At 62.8% G+C, this 23,747-nt stretch carries 25 protein-coding genes, 2 tRNA genes and 1 riboswitch; of the genes, 14 read left to right on the plus strand and 13 right to left on the minus strand.

Annotation, left to right across the window (positions count from 1 at the left end; genetic code table 11):
- Window positions 1-122: 122 nt before the first annotated feature.
- The 3 genes from DC363_RS03770 (at window position 123) to DC363_RS03780 (ending at window position 3,002) form a co-directional block, all read left to right on the plus strand.
- Window positions 123-1,601 carry an AMP nucleosidase gene (locus DC363_RS03770; protein ID WP_108639796.1) on the plus strand — a complete coding sequence of 493 codons (1,479 nt, stop codon included), beginning with the start codon at window positions 123-125 and terminating at the stop codon, window positions 1,599-1,601.
- A 142-nt stretch (window positions 1,602-1,743) separates the two neighbouring features.
- Window positions 1,744-2,034, plus strand: coding sequence for an HU family DNA-binding protein (locus DC363_RS03775; protein ID WP_108639797.1), 291 nt, complete (start codon window positions 1,744-1,746; stop codon window positions 2,032-2,034).
- Window positions 2,035-2,108: 74 nt separating this feature from the next.
- Window positions 2,109-3,002 carry a DMT family transporter gene (locus DC363_RS03780; protein WP_422396396.1) on the plus strand — a complete coding sequence of 298 codons (894 nt, stop codon included), beginning with the start codon at window positions 2,109-2,111 and terminating at the stop codon, window positions 3,000-3,002.
- Here DC363_RS03780 and aroC read toward each other — a convergent pair.
- Both aroC and DC363_RS03790 read right to left on the minus strand, forming a co-directional pair.
- Entirely contained in the window at window positions 2,999-4,111 is a 1,113-nt protein-coding gene (gene aroC, locus DC363_RS03785; RefSeq protein ID WP_108639798.1) for a chorismate synthase, read from the minus strand. The two genes, DC363_RS03780 and aroC, sit on opposite strands and share 4 nt — an antisense overlap.
- A gap of 54 nt (window positions 4,112-4,165) precedes the next feature.
- Window positions 4,166-4,522: a YbaN family protein gene (locus tag DC363_RS03790; protein WP_108639799.1), complete on the minus strand. Its 357-nt coding sequence runs from the start codon at window positions 4,520-4,522 to the stop codon at window positions 4,166-4,168.
- 90 nt (window positions 4,523-4,612) lie between these two features.
- Window positions 4,613-4,717, plus strand: a riboswitch (TPP riboswitch).
- Window positions 4,718-4,754: 37 nt separating this feature from the next.
- On the opposite strand from DC363_RS03790, the gene DC363_RS03795 reads away from it, so the two are divergent.
- Genes DC363_RS03795 through DC363_RS03805 form a run of 3 tightly spaced genes read left to right on the plus strand, consistent with a single transcriptional unit; the run spans window position 4,755 to window position 7,886 of the window.
- On the plus strand, window positions 4,755-5,735 hold the full coding sequence (locus tag DC363_RS03795; protein ID WP_108639800.1) for a thiamine ABC transporter substrate-binding protein: 981 nt from the start codon (window positions 4,755-4,757) through the stop codon (window positions 5,733-5,735).
- Entirely contained in the window at window positions 5,711-7,210 is a 1,500-nt protein-coding gene (locus DC363_RS03800; protein ID WP_108639801.1) for a thiamine/thiamine pyrophosphate ABC transporter permease ThiP, read from the plus strand. The genes DC363_RS03795 and DC363_RS03800 overlap by 25 nt, the downstream gene beginning before the upstream one ends.
- On the plus strand, window positions 7,194-7,886 hold the full coding sequence (locus DC363_RS03805; protein ID WP_108639802.1) for a thiamine ABC transporter ATP-binding protein: 693 nt from the start codon (window positions 7,194-7,196) through the stop codon (window positions 7,884-7,886). The genes DC363_RS03800 and DC363_RS03805 overlap by 17 nt, the downstream gene beginning before the upstream one ends.
- Before the next feature lie 53 nt (window positions 7,887-7,939).
- On the opposite strand, the gene DC363_RS03810 is transcribed toward DC363_RS03805, so the two are convergent.
- The 7 genes from DC363_RS03810 to dapF form a co-directional block, all read right to left on the minus strand.
- Window positions 7,940-8,803 (minus strand): cytochrome c1, encoded by an 864-nt coding sequence (locus tag DC363_RS03810; protein WP_108639803.1) that lies wholly within the window; start codon window positions 8,801-8,803, stop codon window positions 7,940-7,942.
- Window positions 8,804-8,820: 17 nt separating this feature from the next.
- A complete protein-coding gene (locus DC363_RS03815; RefSeq protein WP_108639804.1) occupies window positions 8,821-10,164 on the minus strand; it encodes a cytochrome b in 1,344 nt (447 codons plus the stop codon).
- 12 nt (window positions 10,165-10,176) lie between these two features.
- Window positions 10,177-10,740, minus strand: a complete 564-nt coding sequence (gene petA / locus DC363_RS03820) for a ubiquinol-cytochrome c reductase iron-sulfur subunit (protein WP_108639805.1) — start codon at window positions 10,738-10,740, stop codon at window positions 10,177-10,179.
- A gap of 164 nt (window positions 10,741-10,904) precedes the next feature.
- Complete coding sequence (locus tag DC363_RS03825; protein ID WP_108639806.1) at window positions 10,905-11,504, minus strand: glutathione S-transferase; 600 nt, start codon at window positions 11,502-11,504, stop codon at window positions 10,905-10,907.
- 37 nt (window positions 11,505-11,541) lie between these two features.
- Window positions 11,542-12,171, minus strand: coding sequence for a glutathione S-transferase (locus tag DC363_RS03830; protein WP_108639807.1), 630 nt, complete (start codon window positions 12,169-12,171; stop codon window positions 11,542-11,544).
- Window positions 12,172-12,196: 25 nt separating this feature from the next.
- Entirely contained in the window at window positions 12,197-13,459 is a 1,263-nt protein-coding gene (gene mtaB / locus DC363_RS03835) for a tRNA (N(6)-L-threonylcarbamoyladenosine(37)-C(2))-methylthiotransferase MtaB (RefSeq protein WP_108639808.1), read from the minus strand.
- On the minus strand, window positions 13,456-14,268 hold the full coding sequence (gene dapF / locus DC363_RS03840; protein ID WP_108639809.1) for a diaminopimelate epimerase: 813 nt from the start codon (window positions 14,266-14,268) through the stop codon (window positions 13,456-13,458). The genes mtaB and dapF overlap by 4 nt, the downstream gene beginning before the upstream one ends.
- 96 nt (window positions 14,269-14,364) lie before the next feature.
- Here dapF and DC363_RS03845 point away from each other — a divergent pair.
- Window positions 14,365-14,440 (plus strand) — tRNA-Lys (locus tag DC363_RS03845).
- Between the two features lie 39 nt (window positions 14,441-14,479).
- Here the strand turns inward: DC363_RS03845 and DC363_RS03850 are convergent.
- Window positions 14,480-14,896, minus strand: coding sequence for a hypothetical protein (locus tag DC363_RS03850; protein WP_108639810.1), 417 nt, complete (start codon window positions 14,894-14,896; stop codon window positions 14,480-14,482).
- A 3-nt stretch (window positions 14,897-14,899) separates the two neighbouring features.
- On the minus strand, window positions 14,900-15,925 hold the full coding sequence (locus DC363_RS03855) for a LacI family DNA-binding transcriptional regulator (protein ID WP_241962910.1): 1,026 nt from the start codon (window positions 15,923-15,925) through the stop codon (window positions 14,900-14,902).
- A gap of 101 nt (window positions 15,926-16,026) precedes the next feature.
- Between DC363_RS03855 and DC363_RS03860 the strand changes: the two genes are divergently transcribed.
- From DC363_RS03860 to DC363_RS17105, 6 genes are all read left to right on the plus strand, one after another.
- Window positions 16,027-16,103: transfer RNA gene (locus tag DC363_RS03860), tRNA-Arg, on the plus strand.
- 155 nt (window positions 16,104-16,258) lie between these two features.
- Window positions 16,259-17,113: a hypothetical protein gene (locus DC363_RS03865; RefSeq protein WP_108639812.1), complete on the plus strand. Its 855-nt coding sequence runs from the start codon at window positions 16,259-16,261 to the stop codon at window positions 17,111-17,113.
- Window positions 17,114-17,154: 41 nt separating this feature from the next.
- Entirely contained in the window at window positions 17,155-17,583 is a 429-nt protein-coding gene (locus DC363_RS03870) for a plasmid mobilization protein (protein WP_108639813.1), read from the plus strand.
- A complete protein-coding gene (locus DC363_RS17095) occupies window positions 17,577-18,203 on the plus strand; it encodes a relaxase/mobilization nuclease domain-containing protein (RefSeq protein ID WP_241962911.1) in 627 nt (208 codons plus the stop codon). The genes DC363_RS03870 and DC363_RS17095 overlap by 7 nt, the downstream gene beginning before the upstream one ends.
- A gap of 125 nt (window positions 18,204-18,328) precedes the next feature.
- Window positions 18,329-18,790 (plus strand): hypothetical protein, encoded by a 462-nt coding sequence (locus DC363_RS17100; protein WP_241962912.1) that lies wholly within the window; start codon window positions 18,329-18,331, stop codon window positions 18,788-18,790.
- Window positions 18,791-19,090 carry a hypothetical protein gene (locus DC363_RS17105; protein WP_241962913.1) on the plus strand — a complete coding sequence of 100 codons (300 nt, stop codon included), beginning with the start codon at window positions 18,791-18,793 and terminating at the stop codon, window positions 19,088-19,090.
- A 65-nt stretch (window positions 19,091-19,155) separates the two neighbouring features.
- On the opposite strand, the gene DC363_RS16645 is transcribed toward DC363_RS17105, so the two are convergent.
- Complete coding sequence (locus tag DC363_RS16645) at window positions 19,156-19,587, minus strand: hypothetical protein (RefSeq protein WP_146180742.1); 432 nt, start codon at window positions 19,585-19,587, stop codon at window positions 19,156-19,158.
- Between the two features lie 124 nt (window positions 19,588-19,711).
- A complete protein-coding gene (locus tag DC363_RS16650) occupies window positions 19,712-20,392 on the minus strand; it encodes a hypothetical protein (RefSeq protein WP_146180743.1) in 681 nt (226 codons plus the stop codon).
- A gap of 751 nt (window positions 20,393-21,143) precedes the next feature.
- Here DC363_RS16650 and DC363_RS03880 point away from each other — a divergent pair.
- Window positions 21,144-23,732: an efflux RND transporter permease subunit gene (locus DC363_RS03880; protein ID WP_241962914.1), complete on the plus strand. Its 2,589-nt coding sequence runs from the start codon at window positions 21,144-21,146 to the stop codon at window positions 23,730-23,732.
- Window positions 23,733-23,747 lie beyond the last annotated feature (15 nt).

Consider the following 23,747-nt stretch of genomic DNA (forward strand, 5'->3'; position numbering starts at 1 on the left):
GCGCTGCGCGTGGCTCCGATGGCATGAAGGCGCATGAAAATAACGTGTGATCTTGGGCCGCAGCCGCAGGGACCCCTGCGGCGTTTCTTTAACCAGCGCCCGCCAGCGGGAGGAGGCAGACCATGAAGAAGTTCCAGGCCCATCTTCCCGTGGTGTCCCCCGAGGTGCCCGAGCCGCAGGCGTTCCGCGATGCCAAAGCGGCGGTGGCCCGGCTGCGCGAGCTTTATGACACTTCGGTCGAGTTTCTGTGCCGGACCTTTGCCGAGAATGTCGCCGGGGCGCGGCCCGACACCCGCTTCCGTGCGTTCTACCCCGAGATTCGCATCCGCACAACGACCTATGCGCAGACGGATTCCCGGCTCAGCTTCGGCCACGTGGCCGGGCCCGGCTTCTATTCGACCACTGTCACCCGGCCGGACCTGTTCGAAGGCTATCTTGAGCAGCAGATCGGCCTGTTGATCGAGAACCACGACGAGCCGGTGGTGATCGGGATTTCGCGCACGCCGATGCCGGTGCATTTCGCCGTCACCGGAGAGATTGCGGTGCCGCAGGAAGGTGCGCTGGAATACACCCTGCGCGATGTCTTCGACGTGCCCGATCTGGCCACCACGAACGACGACATTGTCAATGGGATGGAGTTCCGCCATCCGGACGGGTCCAGCCCGCTCTCGCTGTTCACCGCCCAGCGGATCGACTATTCTCTGGCACGCTTGCAGCACTACACGGCGACCAAGGCGGAGCATTTCCAGAACCACGTCCTTTTCACCAACTACCAGTTCTACGTCGAAGAGTTCGAGGCCTATGCGCGGCAGGCGCTGGCCGATCCTGACAGCGGCTATACCGCGTTTGTCTCCACCGGAAATCAGGTCATCACCGAGCCGGACGCCCCGCTGATGGTGCCCGAAAAGATGCCGCAGATGCCGACCTATCACCTGTGCCGCCCGGATGGGTCGGGTATCTCGCTGGTGAATATCGGCGTCGGCCCCTCGAACGCGAAGACGGCGACGGATCACATTGCGGTGCTGCGGCCCCATGCCTGGCTGATGGTGGGGCATTGCGCGGGGCTGCGCAATTCCCAGCGGCTGGGGGATTTCGTGCTGGCCCACGGCTACCTGCGCGAAGATCACGTGCTGGATGATGACTTGCCGGTCTGGATGCCCATTCCGGCGCTGGCCGAGATCCAGATCGCGCTTGAGGATGCGGTGGCCGAGGTGACCGAACTCAAGGGGTTTGAGCTTAAGCGGGTGATGCGCACGGGCACCGTCGCCACCATCGACAACCGCAACTGGGAGCTGCGCGATCAATCCGGCCCGGTGCAACGGCTCAGCCAGTCGCGGGCCATCGGGCTGGACATGGAAAGCGCGACAATTGCCGCCAACGGGTTTCGCTTCCGCGTGCCCTATGGCACCCTGCTGTGCGTGTCCGACAAACCCCTGCACGGTGAGTTGAAGCTGCCCGGCATGGCGTCGGACTTCTACAAGACGCAAGTCGCCCGCCACCTGATGATCGGCATCCGCGCCATGGAACATCTGCGCAAAATGCCGCTGGAGCGCATCCACAGCCGCAAATTGCGCTCGTTTGAGGAAACCGCCTTTTTGTAACCGGCAAAAAAGACTCAAAAACCCCACAATATGCGGTTTTTCACTTGTAAAGTGCCACAAAGCATTGTGGAACATAGGCACATACAGTTTATTGACTGCCAAATAAGCCCACATCCAGCTGGGCAAACCGAGGAGAAATACAATGGCGACGAAACCAATGACCAAGACACAGCTGGTCGCTGCACTGGCTGAGCGGATGGACACCGACAAGAAATCCGCCTCTGCGGCGCTTGATGCGATCACCGGTCTGATCACCGACGAAGTGTCCGGCGGCGGTGCCGTGACCCTGCCCGGCGTCGGCAAGATCTACTGCCGTGAGCGCCCCGAGCGTATGGTGCGCAACCCTGCCACCGGTGAGCAGATCAAGAAGGACGCCGACAAGGTGGTCAAGATGACCATTGCCAAGGCCCTGAAGGACAGCGTCAACGGCTGATCCCATTCCGCATCGCGGACATCTTTTGGATGGAGGGTCGCCAGCACTGGCGGCCCTTTTTCTTTGGAGGCGGTATGAAAAACACGGTGGACTGGCGTGCAATCGCCATGGGGGTGGCGTTTGGCATTATCTGGGCGTCGGCCTTTGCTTCGGCACGGGTGATCGTGCTGAACGCGCCTCCGCTTTATGCGCTGTCGATCCGGTTCCTTGTCTCCGGTCTGATCGGCGTCGGTCTGGCCTTCGCCATGGGGCAAAGTTGGCGGCTGACCCGCCCCCAGTGGATCGCCACGCTGGTCTTCGGGATCAGCCAGAACGCACTCTACCTCGGGCTTAATTTCGTAGCGATGCAAACGGTGGAAGCCTCGCTCGCGGCGATCGTGGCCTCGACCATGCCGCTGTTGGTCGCCTTCGCGAGCTGGGCCTTCTTCGGTGAGCGGTTGCGCCCGCTGGCGGTGCTGGGGCTGTTTGCCGGGGTGGCGGGGGTCGCGGTGATCATGGGCGCGCGCTTGCAGGGCGATGTGGACCTCTTCGGTCTGGCACTTTGCGTGATTGGCGTCTTGTCCCTTGCGGTGGCGACGATGTCGGTGCGGGGGGCGTCAACGGGTGGCAATTTCCTGATGATCGTCGGGCTGCAGATGCTCGTGGGCGCGGCCGTGCTCTCGGTTCCCGCCGTGGCGTTCGAGACCTTCACCGTCACCTGGAACTGGCCGCTGGTGATCGCCTTCCTTTACACGGTGATCATGCCCGGGCTGGTCGCAACGCTGATCTGGTTCTATCTGGTGGACCGGATCGGGGCGACGCGGGCTGCGGTGTTCCACTTCCTTACGCCATTCTTCGGGGTGGCGACCGCGGCGCTTTTGCTGGGGGAAGAACTGGGCTCCGGCGATATTCTCGGCGTGTTGATCATCACCGCAGGCATCCTCGCCGTGCAGCTGTCGCGCCAGAAACCGCCGGCTGCGCCGCGCTAGGCCTCGGGGCCGATCTGCCCGCGCACGCCGCCGGTCTGGCCGCGATCCAGCAACAGATGATCAAGGATCACCGCCGCCATCATCGCCTCGCCGACAGGCACGGCGCGGATGCCGACGCAAGGATCGTGACGCCCCTTGGTGACCACTTCCGTCGGGCTGCCGTCCATCCGGATTGAGGCGCGGGGGCTGAGGATTGACGACGTCGGTTTGACCGCAAATCGCACGACGATGTCCTGCCCGGTGCTGATCCCGCCCAGGATGCCGCCCGCGTGGTTGCTGGAGTATTCCGGCCCCTCTGGCCCCATGAAAATCTCGTCCGCGTTGGCCCGTCCGGTCAGGCCGGCCGCGGCCAGACCTTCCCCGATCTCGACCCCTTTGACAGCGTTGATCGACATCATCGCGGCGGCAAGGTCCGTGTCCAGCTTGCCATAGACCGGTGCGCCGATCCCGGCGGGCACGCCACGTGCCACGACCTCGATCATCGCGCCGACCGAGTTGTGATCGTCCTTGCGCAACCAGTTGAGGTAGTCGGTCCACTCGTCTACCGCACCCGCGTCCGGGCACCAGAAATCGTTGCCGTCGATGGTGTCCCAGTCGAACCTTGCGCGGTCGATGTGCTTTTCGCCCATCTGCACCATGTAGCCCTTGATCTCGACGTTGGGCGCAAGGGTCTTGATCGCCTCACGCGCGACACCGCCAGCGGCTACGCGTGCCGCGGTCTCCCGCGCCGAGGACCGACCGCCGCCGCGATAATCCCGGATCCCGTATTTCTGGTGATAGGTGATGTCGGCGTGACCGGGGCGGAAGGTGTTGGCGATGTCGCCGTAGTCTTTCGACCGCTGGTCGGTGTTGCGGATCATCAGCTGGATCGGGGTGCCCGTGGTCGTATCCTCGAACACGCCGGAGAGGATCTCCACCGCGTCGGGCTCGTTCCGCTGAGTGGTCATCTTGTTCTGGCCGGGGCGGCGTTTGTCGAGCCAGTGCTGCAGCATCGGCGCGGTCAGGGTGACACCGGGGGGGCAGCCGTCAACGGTCGCGCCCAAGGCGGGGCCGTGGCTTTCGCCCCAGGTGGTGACGCGGAACAGGTGACCGTAACTGTTAAGGCTCATGGGGCGGGCTCCTTCTTCAGCGGGAATAGCGGGCGGGGGCCACCGGCTCAAGCCCTAGCTGCCGGGGCGGGTCAGCACGAAGGCCGCCGCGCCGGTCAGACACAGGGCCTGAATGGTCAGCACCAGGGCCGATGCGCCCAGCACGAGGCTCAGCACGAAGACCACCGCCATCATCGTGCAGGCGATCACTTTGATCCGGGGCGCAATCGCGCCGTTCTCGCGCCAGTCGCTGATGAGGGGGCCGAAGGTGCGGCTTGTCAGCAGCCAGCGTTCCACCCGCGTCGAGCTTTTCCCGAAGGCAAAGGCCGCAAGAATGACCAGCGGCGTCGTCGGCAGAAGCGGCAGCACGACGCCGACGGCCCCGACAACAAGGGCCGCAATTCCAACAAGAAACCAGAAAGCACGGGTCATCGAACGTCCTTTGCGCGTCGCACCCTAGCTAAGGCGAATCGCGGGGGATTGCACCCGCCTCTTGCAACTTTGGCCCCATAGGATAGGTCTGGTGCTACCTCGGGGGGCTTCACCAGAAGCTGAGATGCCATGACTGGCGGACCCGTTGAACCTGAACCGGTTAAGACCGGCGGAGGGAAGGTCACGGGTTGCCCCCATCCTTTCTCCGTCCGGCACAATGAGAGGATGAAAGATGAAAACGACCCTGCTCACTGCTGTTGGACTTGTCATGGCGACCGCCGCTGCTGCGGATACGGACGTTCTGACGGTCTATGCGCCTGACTATTTCGGCTCGGAATGGGGGCCGGGCCCCGCCATCGAAGCGGCGTTCGAAGCGCAATGCGGCTGCGATCTGCAATACCAGACCGGCGACGTGTTGCCGCGCCTTCTGCTTGAGGGCGAGCGCACCGAGGCGGATGTGGTAATCGGCCTGAACACGGACGTGACCAAACGCGCGCGCGAAAGCGGCTTGCTGGGGACCCACGGCGTCGATCTGTCACCGCTGACGCTGCCGATTGACTGGACCGATGACACCTTCGTGCCGTTCAACTACAGCCACGTGGCCTTTGTCTATGACAACACCAAGCTCGACGGGTTCGACAGTTTCGAAGACCTGCTGAACGCGCCGGACGATCTGCGCGTGGTCATTCAGGATCCGCGGTCCTCGATCTCCGGTCTGGCGCTGGCGCTGTGGATGAAAGCGGTCTACGGCGACGAGACGGAAGAGGCGTGGGCCCGTCTTGCCCCGAAGATCGTCACCGTCACGCAGGGCTGGTCGGAATCCTATGGGCTGTTCACCGACGGGGAAGCCGATGTCGTGCTGTCCTACACCTCGTCGCCGGCCTATCACATCATCGCCGAGGAAGATCTGAGCAAATCGGCGGCCATTTTCGACGAAGGCCACTATTTCTTTGTTGAGCTTGCCGCGAAGATCGCGGGAACCGATCAGCCGGAGCTGGCCGAGGACTTCCTTGCCTTCATCCTGACCGAAGAGTTTCAGACCCTGATCCCGACCACCAACTGGTCGTTCCCGGTGGCCCTGCCCGCAGACCAATGGCCCGAGGGCTTCCAGTCCCTGCCGCAGCCCGACAAGGCGCTGTTCTACAGTGAGGATGAGGCCGCCGCGTTGAAGGATGAGGCGATCGAAGCGTGGCGCGCGGCGCTCTCCCGCTGATTGCGGCATTCGTCGTCGCGGGGCTGGTGATCGGCCCCGTGGCGGCGGTGCTGTGGCGGGGCGGTGGTTTCACCGCCCTGTCCCCGGCCGATCTTGATGCGCTGCGCTTCACCGTCTGGCAAGCGATCTGGTCGGCGGCGATCAGCGTCGCACTTGCGGTGCCGGTGGCGCGGGCGCTGGCCCGCCGCAGTTTTCCGGGGCGCTCGGCACTGATTTCGGTCATGGGCGCGCCCTTCATCCTGCCGGTGATCGTGGCGGTGCTGGGCCTGCTCGCCGTCTTCGGCGGCAACGGGGTCCTGAACTTGTTGCTGGCACCTTTGGGCGTGCCGAAACTGGACATCTACGGCGCCCACGGGGTGATTTTGGCCCATGTGTTTTTCAACCTGCCCTTAGCCGTGCGCCTGATCCTGCAAGGCTGGCTGGCGATCCCGTCCGAGCGGTTCCGCGTGGCGGCGAGCTTGGGCGCGCCGGTGTTCCGCCTGTTGGAATGGCCGATGCTGCGACGGATCGTGCCGGGGGCCTTCGCCGTGATCTTTGTAATCTGCCTTGGGTCTTTCGCAGTCGCCCTGACGTTGGGCGGCGGGCCACGGGCGACGACGGTTGAGCTTGCCATCTATCAGGCGTTCAAGTTCGATTTCGACCTCGGGAAAGCGGCCTCACTCGCCGTGGTGCAACTGGTTTTGGGCCTTGGCGCGGGGGCTGTGGCGCTGTTGCTGGCGCGGGGGGACATGCTGGGCGCGGGTCTGGATCGTGTGGTGCAACGCTGGGACGGGTCTCGCCTGCTGGATGCGCTCTGGATCGGCGCGGCGGCGCTGTTCCTCCTCGCGCCGCTCAGCGCGATCCTTCTTGCGGGTCTGCCCGGTCTGGACGACCTCCCGGCGAGCATCTGGCCCGCTGCGCTCCGCTCGCTCGCGATCTCGCTGGGGGCCGTCGTGTTGACCACCGCGCTGGCATTGCCGCTGGCCACCCGCGCCGGTGAGGCGGCGTCGCTTCTGGGGATTTCCGTATCCGGTCTGGTGTTGGGCACCGGGCTTTTCGTGATCGCGCAACCCTTCGTGCGCCCGTCCAGCATTGCGCTGCCGGTGACGTTGCTGGTGAACGTGCTGATGGCGCTGCCCTTCGTTCTTCGCATCCTGCGACCGGGGGTCGAGGCGGTGCAAACCGATTTCGCTCGGCTGAGTGCATCTCTGGGCCTGTCAGGCTGGGCCCTGTGGCGGATCGTCTATCTGCCGCGCCTGCGCCGCCCCATGGGCTTTGCCGCCGGGCTGACCGGGGCGCTGGCCATGGGCGACCTTGGGGTGATCACCCTGTTTTCCCGCCCCGGCGAGGGGACGTTGCCGCTTGCCATGTATCGCCTCATGGGCGCCTATCAGATGCAGGCGGCCTACGGCGCGGCGTTGTTGCTGGTGACGCTGTCGCTGGCGGTGTTCTGGGTGTTTGACCGAGGGGGGCGTGTGGATGCTGACGCTGGATAAGGTGACCTTCATGAACGGCGGCTTCCCGTTGTCGGCAGACTTCACGATTGACGCGCACTCCGTCGTGGCGGTGATCGGCCCCTCCGGCGCGGGCAAATCGACCCTGCTGGGCGGAATCGCAGGGTTTCACGAACAGGTTGCGGGACGGCTGACTTGGCGAGGGGCGGCGATCGGCGCGGTGCCTCCGGCACAACGGCCCGTCGCGATGCTGTTTCAGGACAACAACCTCTTTCCCCACCTGACGGTCTTCCAGAACGTCGCACTGGCGCTGGGTCCGTCCCTCAGGCCGGACGCGGGGGCGCGGGCGCGGATCATGGACATGCTCGCGCAGGTGGGGCTCGAGGGGCTCGCAGAGCGCAAGCCCGCCGCCCTGTCGGGTGGTCAGCAGAGCCGCGCGGCGCTCGCCCGTGCGCTGCTGCAGGACCGCGACCTGATGCTCATGGATGAGCCGTTCAGCGCGCTGGGGCCCGCGCTCAAGGACCGGATGCTGGATCTTTCGGTAGAGCTGGCGAAAGCGGCGGGGCGCACGGTGGTCATGGTGACCCACGACCCCGACGATGCGGTGCGGGTGGCCGATACCATCGTCGGCGTGGCGGCAGGGCGCGCGTTCGCCCCGCAGCCCGCGCAGGACTTCCTGCGCAATCCGCCCGAAGCCTTCATCGACTATCTGTCGTAATGCAAAAGGCCCGCCGGTGAGGGCGGGCCTTTCGTATTGGATGCATTCAAGGATCAGTCCTTGCGGTGCGCGCCGCCCTTGTGGGGCGCCCACAGACGCTTGTTGGTCAGGTAGAGCAGGACCGACAACACCACGAGGAAGATCACGCCGGTCAGGCCAGCCTGCTTGCGGGCGTTCAGCTTGGGTTCGGCCGTCCACATCAGGAAGGCCGCCACATCTGCCGACATGCTTTCAACGTCGTTGGCGTGGCCGTCGGCGAATTCTGCCGCACCGTCATAGAGCGGCGGCGCCATGGCGATCCAGCTGCCCGGATAGGTGTGCTTGCCGTTCGCGTCGAGGCAGTCTTCCGGATAGCCACCTGCGGTAAAGACGGTGTTGTAATAGCCGTCAAAATCGTCGGGCGCACAGGCCGGAGGCTCGGCATAGCCATTGAGCAGCGAGGCGATGTATTCCGCGCCGCCCATGCCTTTGAGGAACTGGTTGATCCCGGTGCCATAGGGGCCGTGGAAGCCTGCCCGCGCCTTCGCCATCAGGCTCAGGTCAGGTGCGCTCGCCAGATTGCTTTCGGGGAACCGGTCGGCGGGGGTAGCGGGGCGGAAATCGCCCTCACCGTCGAACAGAGTCTCGTCGAAAACCTCGTAGAACTCCGCATAGGCGCGCATCTGATCCTCGGGCAGCGCGGGACCGCCTTCGTCATGCAGGTTGCGGAACGACACGTATTTCAGCCCGTGGCAACCGGCGCAGATCTCGGTGTAGATCTGCAGACCGCGCTGCAACTGGTTGGTGTCGTATGAGCCGAACGGACCCTCGAAGGAGAAGTCGAAATCCTCGACATGGGCTTCGGAGCCTGCGGCATAGGCAGCACCAGAGGCGAGGCCAAGGACCGCAGCGGTCGAGAGGATGAGTTTACGGAACATCAGTCTTGGGTCCTTTCTCACTCGGCCGGATCAACGATGGTATGGGTGCCACCGACGTTCGGCGCATAGTGCGCGTTGAAGTCATCCTCGATCGTCGCGGGCGGGGTCATCGGCTTTTCGATAACGCCCAGCAGCGGCAGGATCACGAGGAAATAGGCAAACCAGTAAGTCGCACCGATGAGGGCGATGATCGGATAGATCCCCTCGGCCGGCATGGCCCCGGCCCACATCAGGACGATGAAGTCCACGACGAGAAGCGCAAACCACCATTTGAACATCGGACGGTAACGACCCGAGCGCACCGACGACGTGTCGAGCCATGGCACCAGTGCCATCACCGCGATCGCGCCGAACATGGCCAGAACGCCGAAGAACTTGGCGTCGATCAGGCCGAAGCTGATCCAGTCGGCCAGCATCACCACCCAGACGTCTGGCGTGAAGGCGCGCAGGATCGCGTAGAACGGCAGGAAGTACCATTCGGGCACGATGTGCGACGGGGTGACCAGGGCATTCGCCTCAACGTAGTTGTCGGGGTGGCCGAGGTAGTTGGGCATAAAGCCCACGACGGCCACGAAGACAGCGAGGATCACAGCCAGCGCGAACAGGTCTTTGATCACGAAGTAGGGCCAGAAGGGCAGGGTGTCTTTCTCGGCTTCGGCCTTCGAGGTGCGGCGCACTTCGACCCCGGTGGGGTTGTTGTTCCCGGTCGAGTGGAAGGCCCAGATGTGCACGATTACGAGCCCGGCGATCAGGAAGGGCAGCAGATAGTGCAGCGAGAAGAAGCGGTTCAGCGCAGGCTGACCCACGGCCGAGGCGCCCAAGAGCCAGGTCTGGATGCTTTCCCCCACCAGCGGGATCGCGCCGAACAGGCCGGTGATCACCGCGGTGCCGTGGAACGACATCTGACCCCATGGCAGAACGTAGCCCATGAAGGCGGTGCCCATCATCAGCAGGAAGATCAACATGCCGATGATCCAGGTGATTTCACGCGGGGCCTTGTACGATCCGTAGTAAAGACCACGGAACATGTGCGCATAGACCGCAACGAAGAACAGCGACGCGCCGTTCATGTGGAAATAGCGGATCATGTGGCCGCCGTTCACGTCGCGCATAATGTGCTCGACCGAAGAGAAGGCCAGATCGATGTGCGGCGTGTAGTGCATGACAAGCACGATGCCGGTGACGATCTGCAAGGCCAGTGTGAACGCCAGAACGATGCCCCAGATCCACATCCAGTTGAGGTTCTTGGGCGTCGGAATCATCAGCGTGCCATGCAGCAGGCTGAGGATCGGCAACCGGCTCTCGACCCAGTGTTCGGCCTTGGAGTTCGGTTCGTAGTGGTCGTGTGGGATACCGCTCATGTATCGCTCTCCTTAACCGAGTTGAAGGGTGGTGTCGTCCACGAAGGACGCGGTGGGCACCGGCAGGTTGCGTGGGGCAGGACCTTTGCGGATCCGGCCAGCGGTGTCGTAGTGAGAGCCGTGACAGGGGCAGAACCAGCCGCCGAAGTCACCGGCACCGTCGCCCAGTGGCACACAGCCAAGGTGCGTGCAGACGCCCATCTGCACCATCCATTCACCGGCTTCGTCCAGCGTGCGGTTTTCGTCCGTTGCAGGTTCGGCACCGGTCAGGTTGTCATTGTTGGCCAGCGGATCGGGCAGCGCGGCGACGTCGACTTCGCGTGCGGCCGTGATCTCGGCCTCGGTGCGGCGGCGGATGAACACCGGCTTGCCCTGCCACAGCACGGTCAGCTGCGTGCCGGGGGCCACATCCGCCACATCGACGCGAATCGACGCCAACGCAAGCACATCAGCCGACGGGTTCATTTGATTGACAAGCGGCCAGACGGCGGCGCCTGTGATGACGGCACCGGCGCCGGCGGTGGCGTAGTAGATAAAATCGCGGCGCGTTCCGTGATGGTCTTCTGCGTTAGACACGTGTCTGTCTCCGAATTTTTTGGGGCCAAAAGCCCGTCAAATACGATGAGAGTCCCTAAAAGAGACCTCATTCCGCCTGTTTACTAGCGATCAAGAGGCTTGGGGTCCAGCGTGTTTCACGTTGTTTTGGCGCAGTGCGGCGATTGGACCGCCCCTTTGCAACACTAGGGTTTGGTGGCCTGCATGGCGTCGCGCGCCTCGAACGTGGCCTGCCAGGCGGCAAGGGCGTCGTTGCCATCGCGCCAGTCGCGGTCGCCGTGGCGCAGGTCCACATAGGCCAGCGCACAGGACACGGCGATCTGCGCCATGTTCAGCGGCCCGTGCAGGTGGCTCATCCAGCGGGCGTCGATCGCGGCGATGGCGCGGGCGGCCTTGGCCCATTGCGCGTCTATCCAGTCGTCGGATTGCTGCGCTTCGGGGCGGAGGCGCACCTCATAGGTCATGGCTACGGTGGCCTCCATGATCGCATCCGCCGTCGCCTCGAGCGTCAGCACCTCGTAAAGGCTGCTGTCGGGATAGAGTTTCGCGCCCGCCAGATCATTGAGGTATCGGGTGATCACGCGGCTGTCGTAGAGCGCCGGACCATCGTCACGCAGCAAGGCGGGGATCTTGCCCAAAGGGTTTGCCGCCAGCGCGTCGGGCGCGGAGGCCAGCGGCGAGGTCGAGACCTGCTGTTCCGCGACCCGGTCGAGCAAATCAACCTCGCGCAGCAGGACGCGCACCTTGCGCGCGAAAGGGGAGGGTGGGGACATGAGAAGTTTCACGGGCGCGGCTCCTTTGACTCGGGGTGATCCGGATAGATCAGGGAAACAGGACCACGGCGTCGCCCTCTTTCCAAGGGGTGTATTTCGTCATCACCGCGCGGAACCGGTCGGACTCCTTGAACGCCGCAAGCCAGGCCTGGGCATAGGCGAAGGGCTGCGCGGTCCACCAGTCCAGATCGGTGTGGGCAAACTGGCGCACGAAAGGCAGGATCGCCAGATCGGCAAGGCTGGGGCGCTCTCCGAAAAGCCAGGGTTTGCCGTCGAGCTGAGCATCCAGCTTGGCCACGAAAGCCGCTGCAGCGGCGCGGCTTTCTGCGGGGTCGAGGTCGGGGTAGCGCACGGCGTATTTGGTGCGATCCAGCGCCGTCTTGAACGGCCCGTCGGACTCGGCGATCAGGGCTGCGGCGGCGTCCGGGCGGACCTGCAGCAACCCCTCGGGATCGGACTGGCGCAGCGCCCAATGCATGATGTCGAGGGATTCGTCGACCACGGTTTCGGCCACCAGAACCGGGACTGTGCCCTTAGGCGATGCGTCGAGCATGGCTTGCGGCTTGTCGCGCAACACGACCTCGCGCAGGTGCACCGTCACCCCCGAGGAGGCGATGGCAAGCCGTGCGCGCATGGCATAGGGGCAGCGGCGAAAACTGTAGAGGATGGGAGTTGGCATTGAGCGGCCCTCCGGGGGGAGTTTTTCAGTCAGATGAAGACAAGAGTTGCGTGTCGGTCTGCCCGGTGATTCTGGCGCCGACGATCTGCGATTCGGGCTGGTCGGTGTCGAACAGCACTTCGGTGAATTGTTCGGTGCGCCCCATGCGGGGATTTTCCATCAACACGCGGTGGGTTTGGCCCTGCTGCGCGGCAAGGTGGCGGGCCACGGCAGCATCGCCCTTGGCACGCAACCGGGCGGCGCGGGCCTTGATGTCGGGGCCATTTACCGCAGGCATCCGCGCCGCCGGGGTGCCCTGACGCGGCGAATAGGGGAAGACGTGCAACCATGTGAGCGCGCAGTCGTCGACCAGCTTCAGCGAGTTCTCGAAATGGGCGTCCGTTTCGGTCGGGAAACCGGCGATGATGTCGGCGCCGAAGGTCATCTCGGGGCGCAACTTGCGGGCTTCTTCGGAAAAGCGGATCGCGTCGTCGCGCAGGTGGCGCCGTTTCATGCGCTTGAGGATCAGGTCGTCGCCGTGTTGCAGGCTCAGGTGCAGGTGCGGCATCAGGCGCGGCTCGGTGGCAATCGCCTGCATCAGGTTCTCGTCCACCTCGATGCTGTCGATGGAGCTGATGCGCAGGCGCGGCAGGTCGGGCACCAGCTTCAGGATACGCATGACCAGATCGCCCAACTTCGGCTGCGCCGGCAGGTCCGCGCCCCAGGACGTGAGATCGACGCCGGTGAGCACGACCTCGTTGTAGCCCTTGTCCACCAGCCGCTTGATCTGTTCCACGACCACCCCTGCCGGGACCGAACGGGAATTGCCGCGGCCATAGGGGATGATGCAAAACGTGCAGCGGTGATCGCAGCCGTTTTGCACCTGCACATAGGCGCGGCTGCGGGTGCCGAAGCCGTCGATCAGGTGGCCCGCGGTCTCGGTCACCGACATGATGTCGTCCACCTGCACCGGTTCCGTGCTGCCGATCAGATCGGGCGCCATGCCGGCCCAGGTCTCGGCCTGCATCTTCTCGGTGTTGCCAATGACCTTCGAGACCTCGGGCATGGCGGTGAAGGTTTCCGGCTCGGTCTGCGCGGCGCAGCCGGTGACGATCAACGTCGCATCCGGGTTGTCGCGGCGCAGCTTGCGGATTTCCTTTTTGGCCTTGCGCACGGCTTCCGCGGTCACCGCACAGGTGTTCACCACCACGGCATTCTCGACCCCGGCGGCGCCTGCGAGCTCTTTCATCGCCTCGGTCTCATAGGCGTTCAGACGACAGCCCAGCGTGGTGAACTTGGGCGCGTTCATAGGTGCCACTCTCCGTCGAAGACATGGCCGGTCGGGCCTGTCATCCAGACCCCGTCCTCGCGCCAGTCGATGTGGATTGTGCCGCCATCCAGATCGATCCGCACCGCGCGGCCGGTCAGACCCCGACGATGGGCCGCGACCGCCGTGGCGCAGGACGACGAGCCGGACGCCAGCGTCACGCCGACGCCGCGTTCCCAGACCCGCATCCGCAGATGGTCCGGCCCCAGCACCTGCGCGAATTGCACGTTGGTCCGCTCGGGAAACAGCGGATGGTGTTCGATCTCGGCCCCCCGCGCCTCAAGCGCCACGTCGGCGACGTCATCTACGAAGAAGGTGCAATGGGGATTGCCCATTCCGGTGGCCACAGGCGTCCCGTCGATGGGCAGCGCGTCGAGGTCGACATCCCGGGCAAGGGGCACTGCCTCCCACGTGAGTTGCGGCTGGCCCATGTTGACCGAGGTCAGCCCGTCGCCGGCATCCCGCGCCTGAAGCGTACCGCGATCAGTGGTGAGCGACAGCGCTGCCGCTCCGCTCTCGTCCATCAGAAACCGGGCGATACAGCGGGTGGCGTTGCCGCAGGCAGCCGAGGTACTGCCGTCGGCGTTATGGAACGTCAGATGCACATCGGCGGCGTCACTGTCCGACAGGACCGCAAGCTGGTCGAATCCCACCCCACGATGCCGGTCCGCCATCGCTCGCACGATCCCTTCGGTCAGGCGCGACGGCGTGCCGCGTTCATCGATCACGACGAAATCGTTGCCCAAGCCGTGCATCTTCATGAACGGCAAAATATCTGTGGAATGGCTCATGGGGGCGCATATAGGGGAGTGCCGGAAATGAATCCAGCCTCGGGCGCGATTTAGGGGTTGACCCTGTGCCCGATGATTTCTAAACGCTGCCCTCGTGGGCCGTTAGCTCAGTTGGTAGAGCAACTGACTTTTAATCAGTAGGTCGATGGTTCGAACCCATCACGGCTCACCACTCTTTCTTTCCCCCGGATATGCTGTAAGTTTTGCGCCGTCAGGCGTCGATGACCCGTTCGACTGTGGCACTGGTGGTCCGGCGAACGGCGGCCTGTGCCGTCCGCGCAAGCAGGAAGGTGCCCTTTACCCCCGGGTTCATTGGAAAATGCCAACGCCCGGCGATTCGCGTGGCCGTTGGATTAACGTGGCCCACGTAGAGCGGTGGCTCTCCGTTGTCGAAATCCGTGTAGGTTTTCAGAAACTGCACCCGCGATCCCTGCCGCGTGCCGATCAAGACCGCCAGCAGCGTGTCGGCGCAATCGTCGCGGAAGGAGTTCGGCTCGACAACCTCGCCGCGCAGGGTGGCGCCGGTCTCGGTCAGCACCGCGTCGAAGGTCACCGGCGTGCCGTAGGCCACATTGTCGTAGTCGTATCGGCCGGTCCAACTGCCGCTCAGGCTGTCCGATGCGGCCACCGTTCAGGCGTCCCGCAGGGTATCGCCGCGTGACAGCGTCGGCGAGAGCTCCACCGTCTGCCCCTCCTCGGACGCCCCGTCGGAATTGCGCGCGGCGATGATCCGCGCGGCGGTCTGACCGATCTCTTTGCGGCAGGCATCCATGGTGGCGAGCTTTCTGGGCAAGCCGTCAAGCAGTTCCACACCGTTGAAGCCCGCAAGCCCGATCGATCCGGGAATATCCGCGCCCTGTTCCTGCAAATACAACAGCCCGCCCGCACCGATCATGTCATTGGAATAATACAGGAAATCCAGATCGGGGGAGCGGGCCAACATGGCGTGCGTCATCTCACGCCCCTTGGCGAGCGCGGAGCCCCCCGAATAGAACTCCTGATCCGCAATCTCGACCCCCGCCTTGGCAAGCGTCTGGGTGAACCCCTCAAACCGTTTGCGCGCCCGGTGGTCGAGGGGCATTTTTGTGCCCATGAAGCCGATCCGGCTGTATCCCGCGTCAAGGATCGCTTCGGCCATCAGCCGCCCCGCCCGGCGATGAGAGATGCCGACAGCGGTGTCGATGGGGTCGCCATCGGTGTCCATGACCTCGACCACGGGGATACCCGCCTGCAGCAGCATTGCGCGCGAGGCTTCGGAATGCTCCAGCCCGGCGATGATCACGCCCGAGGGCCGCCATGAGAGCATCTCGAACAGGACCTTTTCCTCTTTCTCGGGCTTGTAGTCCGTCACGCCGACAACGGGCTGTAGATCGGTGCCCTCCAGCTCTTCGCTGATGCCTGACAGGACTTCGGGAAACACCATGTTGCCCAGCGACGGGATGATGACCGCAACAAGGTTCACCCGCTGCGACGCCAGTGCGCCGGCGATCTTGTTGGGGACATAGCCGAGCCGCCGCGCCGCCGCCTGGACCTTTTCCCGGGTGGTCGCGCTGACGTCACCCTTGTTGCGCAGCACCCGGCTGACGGTCATCTCGCTCACGCCGGAGGCTTCGGAAACATCGCGGAGTGTCAGCGGGCGTTTGGGTCTGGGCTGCAAGATACTGTCCTGTCTCTGGGGCTTGATCGAAGAGTATCGCCGCACCGCCCGGATGTCCAAGCCCTTGCAGCGGCGGCGACAAACGGGCATTCAATCAGCGTGGTCCCGTGGCTCAACTGGATAGAGCAGCCCCCTCCTAAGGGGCAGGTTGCAGGTTCGAATCCTGCCGGGGTCGCCAAAACTGCCTGAAAAATATGGCTTATTTTCAGCCTGTTGTGCAGAAGCGTGCAGAAACGCCCGTTTCGTTTTCCGCCGAATTCCCCGAAAACGACCGAAATCTCGTACAAAACCTGTACAAAATTCGCACGTCCGTGCGGCTTTTGAGGCCATCCGATGAGCTGGCGGGTGGCGAATGCGTGTGCGGAGCGGAAGTTCGGGAGTGCGACGCGCAAGCAGATCATCATGTTTCTAGCGGACAAAGCGTCAGATGATGGATCAGGCATCTGGTGTTCGAAGGGGACGATCCAGCGGCACACGGAACTGGGGGAGACCACGGTCAAGCGCACGATCCGGGACTTCCTGAAGGAAGGTATCTTGGTCGAGACCGGGGCGCGGGGGTGCAAGAACGGATTCACCGTCGTTTACCGGATCGATCTCGCCCGGATCGAGGTGCTGGAACTGACCGCAGAACCCGAGATTGATACGGGGGCCACAGTGGACCCCGTCCAGACTGGACCCGGAACGGTGGCCACAGTGGCCGGGGCACCGGGGCCACCACGGCCCCCAAACCATCCTAAAACCATCCATAAACCTCCTACGCGCGAGCGCGTGGCGGTGGAGGACGAAGAGGCTGAGAAGGTTCTGGCTGCCTATCCGTCGGACCGTCTACGTGGGAAGTCGGACTGTCTCAGACTGATCAGAGCGGCGCTGGACGAAGGCGTCAGCGCCAAGGACCTGACTGAAGCTGTGAAGGCCTACGCTCTCGAGAGCGCAGGCTTCACCCGGTCGAAGGTCTGTTTCTCCGATAACTGGTTCAAGTCGGGTCGCTGGCGGACCTGCGTCGAGGGCATCGCCCAAGGCCGAGAAACAACAAAGGCGAAGGAAGCCGAGATGCTGGCAGGCTTGGCGAATTGGGTGACTGAAAAGCACCCTCTTTGCCGCCACATTACGCCCGGGCAGGTCGATGCACTGCTAGCCGCAGCGCTAGTGACGCAGGCGCAAATTCAAGCGGCACGCCTCAGATCATGAGCATCACCAATCCCACCAAAGAGCAAACAGCAAGGCGACCCATGTCATACGCTGGCGCTGCTGACACGGGACCTTGCGAGGGGCGGCAAGCCTCCCCTTCGAACCCCACCGGCGCGGGCAAAGCCCTTACCAAAGAGCCGCTGAGCGAGACCTTCGTCTTCCGCTGCACCGCGTCCGAGAAGGCCCAACTACGCGCCAAGGCCGAGGCTGCTTGCCTGCCCGCCGCAACGCTTCTGCGCGAGGCTCTTGGCCTCACTGAAGCCCGCCGTCGCAAGCCCATTCCCCGCGTCGATCCCGCGCTCGTGCTGGCGGTTGGACGCATCGGCGGCAACCTCAACCAGATCGCCCGCTGGCTGAACCATGCCATGAAGGTCGGGCGCACCGACCTCGACACGCTGACCGTCGCGCGCCGCCTTGTGGTGATCGAACGCCAGCTTGCCGCGCTCCTCGATGAGGCGCGGCGGTGCTGATCAAGTTCTTCCCCAACGGCAAAGGCGCAGGTGCGGGGCCGGTCGGGTATCTCGTGGCGGAGCGCGTGCTGGCCTATGACGGCAACCGCGACTTGATCCGCGATGCTAACGGCCAGCCCAAGACCGTCACTCGCGACCCGCTGCCTGAGGTCCTGAGCGGCAACCCCGAGCGCACCGAGGCCGTGATCGATGCCAGCCGTCACCAGTGGACCTACCGTGCGGGGGTGATCAGCTTTGCCGATACCGACGACCCGACCGCGGACCAGCAGGCCGAGGTCATGGACCAGTTTGAGCGGCTGGCCTTCGCGGGGCTGGACCCTGAGCAGTATGAGGTGCTCTGGGTCCGGCACGCCCATGAAGGCCGGGTCGAGCTTCACTTTCTGCACACCGCGTCTGGAGCTGACGACGGGCAAGAGCCTCAACATCGCGCCGCCCGGCTACCAAGACGCCTACGACAGCCTGCGGGATGTGATGAACCAGCGCCACGGCTGGGCCGATCCGATGGATGTCGAGCGCGCGCAGGAGGTGCGGGACACCATCGAGGCCCCAACCCGCGCCCAGGGTCGCGACGAGCTGCATGCCTGGATACAGGACCAAATCGACCTCGGGATGATCAATGACCGCGCGAGCATGGTCGAGGCGCTCACTGACGCGGGCTTCGAACTACCGCGCACCGGCAAGGCCTACATCACCGCCCGCGATCCCGACACGGGTGAGCGCTGGCGGCTGAAAGGAGAGATTTTCCATGAAGACTGGCAAGCCGACCCGACTGAGCGAGAAGTTGAACGCGGAGCTCGACGGGATCAGGCAGGAACACGTCGCCTCGATCTCGTCCCAGCTCAAGAGCTTCAGGATCGATTTGAAGAATATTGTGGGCGCCGCGCAGCATACCATCGCGAGCGATACGCGCCGCTTTCAGACCGAGACGACGAGCATCTTCGAGACGCAGCTGAGCTCGATCCGCCTCTGGCTGACGATCTCGCCTTGGCTGATCACGGGGACGTTCTTGCTGGGGATCGTCTCGATGATGGCCGCGAGCTTGCTCTGGACGGTGCATCTGACACGCTCGGAACTGACAGAGATGGGCCTGACACGGATCGAACGGCCCGAAGGGACCTGGCTGATCCTGGACCCGACGAAGACACGCCTGCGCACCTGCATGATGGGCGGGCAACACGTCACCTGCATTCGGATCGAGGAGGATTAGATGACCCAACTGACAGCCTTGGAACGCGACTTGCTCGCCTGCGTCGAGCGGTTGGTGACGGCCTCAGAGGCCTCCGCGAAGGGTTTGACCGCCTTGGAGACACGCTCGACCGGCAGGATCGAGAAGGAACTGGCTGGCTTGAAAGACTGCGTGACCTTGCTCATTCGTTCACAAGCCGCATCCATGAAGGCCTTGAGCGGATTGTTGAACGACGAGGTGAGCTACAAGACGCTGGACGAGAGCTTGCAGCAGAGCTTGACCTTAGCGAAGGCCGCCGCCGAGAGGTTGAGGGACAGCTAGACAGTCAGGAGGCGCATGCGGAACGGGGGGTTACGCACTAATAGGTCCTAAAGCTCAGTATCGACTCAAAACAATGCGGACGAATTCATCACCAACCCATCATGGAGTGCTGCATCTAGAACTTTCTTCCTAAGCTTAGCTCTAAGTTTTTTTCTGCCAGGCGTTTCGGCGGGTGGTACCTCTGTGCAAGCAATTTCAGCGTGTGATGGATTTTCCGATAGACCAGTATCATAGACTGCTATTGCACGTTCATTGTCGTGATCAATGCGGCGGATGCTCTGGACGGACAATTCAATTGAACCGTAGTTCGCCTTCTTTGGGTTATCTTCGACTAGTTTTTCCGCTCGCAGGTCGTAGTCCGCAAGTGTCGTGTGACTCTTCCGGTCTGTCGATATGCCATTGCTCATTCGGCTTTCGAAAAGTGTTGGTTCGACCCGACCATCATGTGCCACAAAGCCTTTGCTGGTCACGACTGTGACTAAGGTCTCACAATCCAACACCGGTCCTGGTGAGTCCGAGCTTACCGATACAGCCTCGCATTCGCAGCGGGGATGTGCTTTCCCAAGTTCGCTCCAAAACTCCTTTCCGATCTCGCTCCTACGCCCAAAGAACGTCCTGCAATCAGTTTCCTTGCTGTTGGCGGTGGTGCTGCCCCAGAAATTCGGAAAGAACCTTCCAAATACCACTCGTACTAGGTTCAGCAACGTTCTCAATTCCCTCTTCAATCAGTTCGATTTCATCTGACTCATCGCCCCAGCACATTGTTGTCCGTCCAGAGCCGTCGAAGTTAAGCTCCGCGTAGCCTGACGGACCGTGCCAGTACATTGCAATTTCTCCATCTGGGCTGGGTGCAGCACTTCGAGGTTCGCTACCAGAAAACCGGCGTCTAAACTCATCTAGGAAGTTTAGTGAGGCATAAATCGCAGGAAGTGGAATCTCCTTTGCCCCGTCGCCATCCCAATCGTCGCTATATGAAAGAAATTCTCTGACGCGGGACTCCAGCCTTGAGGCTTGGTCTTCTGTATAATGATTTGACCATAACCGCGTTGCTGGAGCAGCTGTTGCGTTGGGCTCCACTCGACCCAACTCGCGCAGGCGAGCCCGGTTTACTGCATGCTCATATTCGGCAATTGCAATATGCCCAGCAGGCTGTGGTTCGTACCACGCATCAGCAGACTGTTCGATCTTGCTTACCCAGTTTTTTTCCTTGTATTTGTCAGTATGGAGATCGGAGACTTTTTCAAGCACGTCTGTTGCGGATACTGACCGCCAAAACTGAAGCTCGCTGCTACTATCTGACATCATTGAGTCCAATGCTATTTGACATTTGATCGTTCAAAATTTCTCGAAGTACGTCTTTGTCAATCTGATGTAAGCTATGAAAATTATCCAAGCCACGGTCTAGGATTTCCCTACCTAGACCAGTCTCGCCATTCCAAGGTTCGCGATGTGAGGATATCTGGTGGAACAGCACCAAAGAAAAGTCTCGGGTCCTTTCTTCGTCATTGTCGCGGAGATCGGCGTTGATACGCGTAAGTACCCTGTGTCGAGAAGGGTCGTCCCGAGTCTCAAAAAAACCTGTATGAAAGTGGAAATTTTCAGCTCTTTCGAAAACATGGGAAGGTATGAAACGACTGCCCGTTCTAAGGATTCCGTTCGCGTCGAACTCATCGTATTCTCCGGTCGCTCTGAATAAGTCCGTATATTCGGAAGCAAACGAGATTACTGGATTGTCTTTTGGAACAAGGTCTATGGCCGCTCCAAGAAATTTTTGCGCTTGAGGCCAGACTTCAGCCCATCGCGTATACCGGCCTGCAAGGAAAAGAACTCGGCTTTCGTCGAACCTCAGGCCGAACTCAACCGCTCCATCCTTCAACAATGCCTCATACGAGAGCCCAACGATACGCTCGTCGTCAAACGCGACACGGTTAGAACCTGGTTGTAGCAGCACAGCATTAGAAACCGAGCGCCTCGGAAGTGCTTCGCGCCACTTCTTGGAACTTTTATCGAACCGCTCAAAGTCCTGTTCCGAGAAATCCTGCCGAAATCCTATATGGAATCCTCTTCTTCGACCGGCGCAAGCAGTATCACCATCGACCTGTCCGACGGCACCGACGTGAACGTTGCCGCAAACGAAGCGCGCGAGATCGTGTCGGGCACGCTGCGGCGGCTTCCCGATGATCTGGACAGCGAGCCGACGGTCTCGAAACGCGACAGCAATGCGGATGCCATCATTCGCCTGGCGCTGTTGGGCGACGCCAGTCAGGATGAATTGACCGCGCTTGCCGAGGGTCCGATCTATGACCGTCTGTCGACCATCGACGGGATCGCCGAGGTGTCGGTGCGTGGCAATCAGGCGAACGAGTTTCGGGTGACGTTGGACATGCCCGCGCTGCTGGGACGGGGCTTGACGATTTTCGATGTCTCGAACGCCTTGGCGGCCCTGCGCGACGACACGCCGCTTGGCACGCTGGAATCGGCCACGCAAACCCTCGCCCTGCGCGTGGGGACGGCGGATGTGACAGTGGATACGGTCGGGCAAGTTCCGATCGACGCCAACACGCGGATTTCGGACGTGGCCTTTGTGCAGCTGGTGCCCGAAGACAGCGCCGTGCTGACGCGGGTCAACGGCCAGATGGCGGTCGGGCTTGATATCACCCGCCAATCGGTCGGCAACACGTTGTCCATCTCGAAAGAGGTCGGCGCCGCGGTTGAGGACCTGCGCATGAGCTTGCCCGAAGGCGTGCAGCTGATCGTTACGTCGGACGACGGCACTTTCATCGAAGGGTCAATCGACGAGGTGGTCAAATCCATCGGGCTGGCGACCGTGATTGTCATCGCGGTGGTCTTCGCCTTCCTGCGCTCGCCCCGGGCAACGATCATTCCTGCCGTCACGATCCCCATCGCACTGGTCGGCACCCTCGCTGCGATCTGGCTGACCGGCTTCTCTGTCAACACCATCAGCCTGTTGGCGCTGGTGCTGGCGACGGGCATGGTCGTCGATGACGCCATCGTCGTGATCGAAAACATCGTGCGCAAGCGAAAGCAGGGGATGGGCGCCTTCGCGGCCGCCGTTGCGGGCACGAACGAAGTCTTCTTTGCCGTGATCTCTACCACAGCAACGCTGGCGGCTGTGTTCATCCCGATCTCGTTCCTGCCGGGGCAGGCGGGGGGCGTGTTCAGCGAATTCGGCTTCGTGCTGGCCTTCGCGGTAACTTTATCGTCAATCACCGCCTTGACGCTGGCCCCGGTGCTGGCCGCGTTTCTTGACCCCGGCAAAACGGGTCCGAAGCCCGCTGCGACGGGCGGCCCCGGTCGGGCGGCGCGTCTGTTCGACAGGATCAGCGATCACGCGATCCGGGCGCCTTTGATCGTGCTCGCCATCGCCGGACTGGGACGCGCGCGACTGGTCGCAATCCGATCTTATCGCCCAGATCAGTGGCGAGCTTGCGTCGGTGCCCGGTGTGCAGGTCAGCGCGCGGTCGACCAACAGCCTGAACATTCGCGGCGCCGGGGGTGGCTGCAATTCGCCGTCACCGGCAAGGATGTCGAGGCGATGACCGAGGCCGCCGAAGATCTGGTGGCGCTGATGGCGCAGGATGAAACGTTTCTCAATCCGCAGTTGTCAGGCGACTCTGTGCAGGCGCAGTTCGAGGTGCGGGTCGATCCCGACATGGCCAGCGTCTTCGGTCTCACCGAGGCCGAAATCACGCGCACCGTCAGCGCAATGGTGCAGGGCAACATTGCGGTCACCGTGTTCGACAACGACTCCGAGATCGACGTCAAAGTGGTGCCCGGTGGCCCGCCCATCGATGATCCGTCAGACCTTGAATCCATCTCCCTGCGGTTGCCCGGCGGCAGCTATGTGCCCCTGTCGGCGGCGGCAACGTTAGAGCCGGCCGTCAGCCGATCCTCGATTGCGCGGCAGGGCGGCTCTCTGGCCGTCTCGGCGCAGGCCAACCTCGGCGAGGGGGTCGATCTTGGCACGGCGATGGCGCGTCTCTCGGCGATTGCCGCCGATGCGCTGCCGGACGGCATGGGACTTATCTTCACCGGTGAAGCGGCCAGTCTGAGCGATAGCCAGTCGAGCATGTATATCGTATTTGACGTGGCGTTAATCGTTGTGTTTCTGGTCCTCGCGGCACAGTTCGAAAGCATCGCCAGCGCCGTCGTGATCATACTGACCGTGCCCTTCGGGCTGGCCGCTGCCGTGATGGCGATCTCGCTGACCGGTGGGTCGCTGAATTATTATAGCCAGATCGGACTGGTCATGCTGATCGGCGTCATGGCCAAGAACGGCATCCTGATCGTCGATCTTGCCAACCAGTTGCGCGAGGCACGCCAAGACATCGACAGCGCCATCCGCGACGCGATGCGGCTGCGGATCAGGCCGGTCATGATGACGATGGTCTCGACGGTGTTCGGCGGTCTTCCTTTGGTCCTGACGTCCGGAGCGGGTGCGGAAGCCCGGATCGCGGTCGGCTCGGTGATCGTTGGCGGCCTTGGCTTCGCCACTGTCTTCACGTTGTTTTTAACGCCTGTCTTCTATCGCTGGATCACCGTTTGGGGCGCACAACCGGGCATGGCGGCCCGGCGTTTGGAGCGCGAAACGGCGCAGTCGGAGGCAGGCGCGAAGGCCTAACCTGCCTGATCTATG

The sequence above is a fragment of the Thalassorhabdomicrobium marinisediminis genome (assembly GCF_003072065.1).
Classification (GTDB): domain Bacteria; phylum Pseudomonadota; class Alphaproteobacteria; order Rhodobacterales; family Rhodobacteraceae; genus Octadecabacter; species Octadecabacter marinisediminis.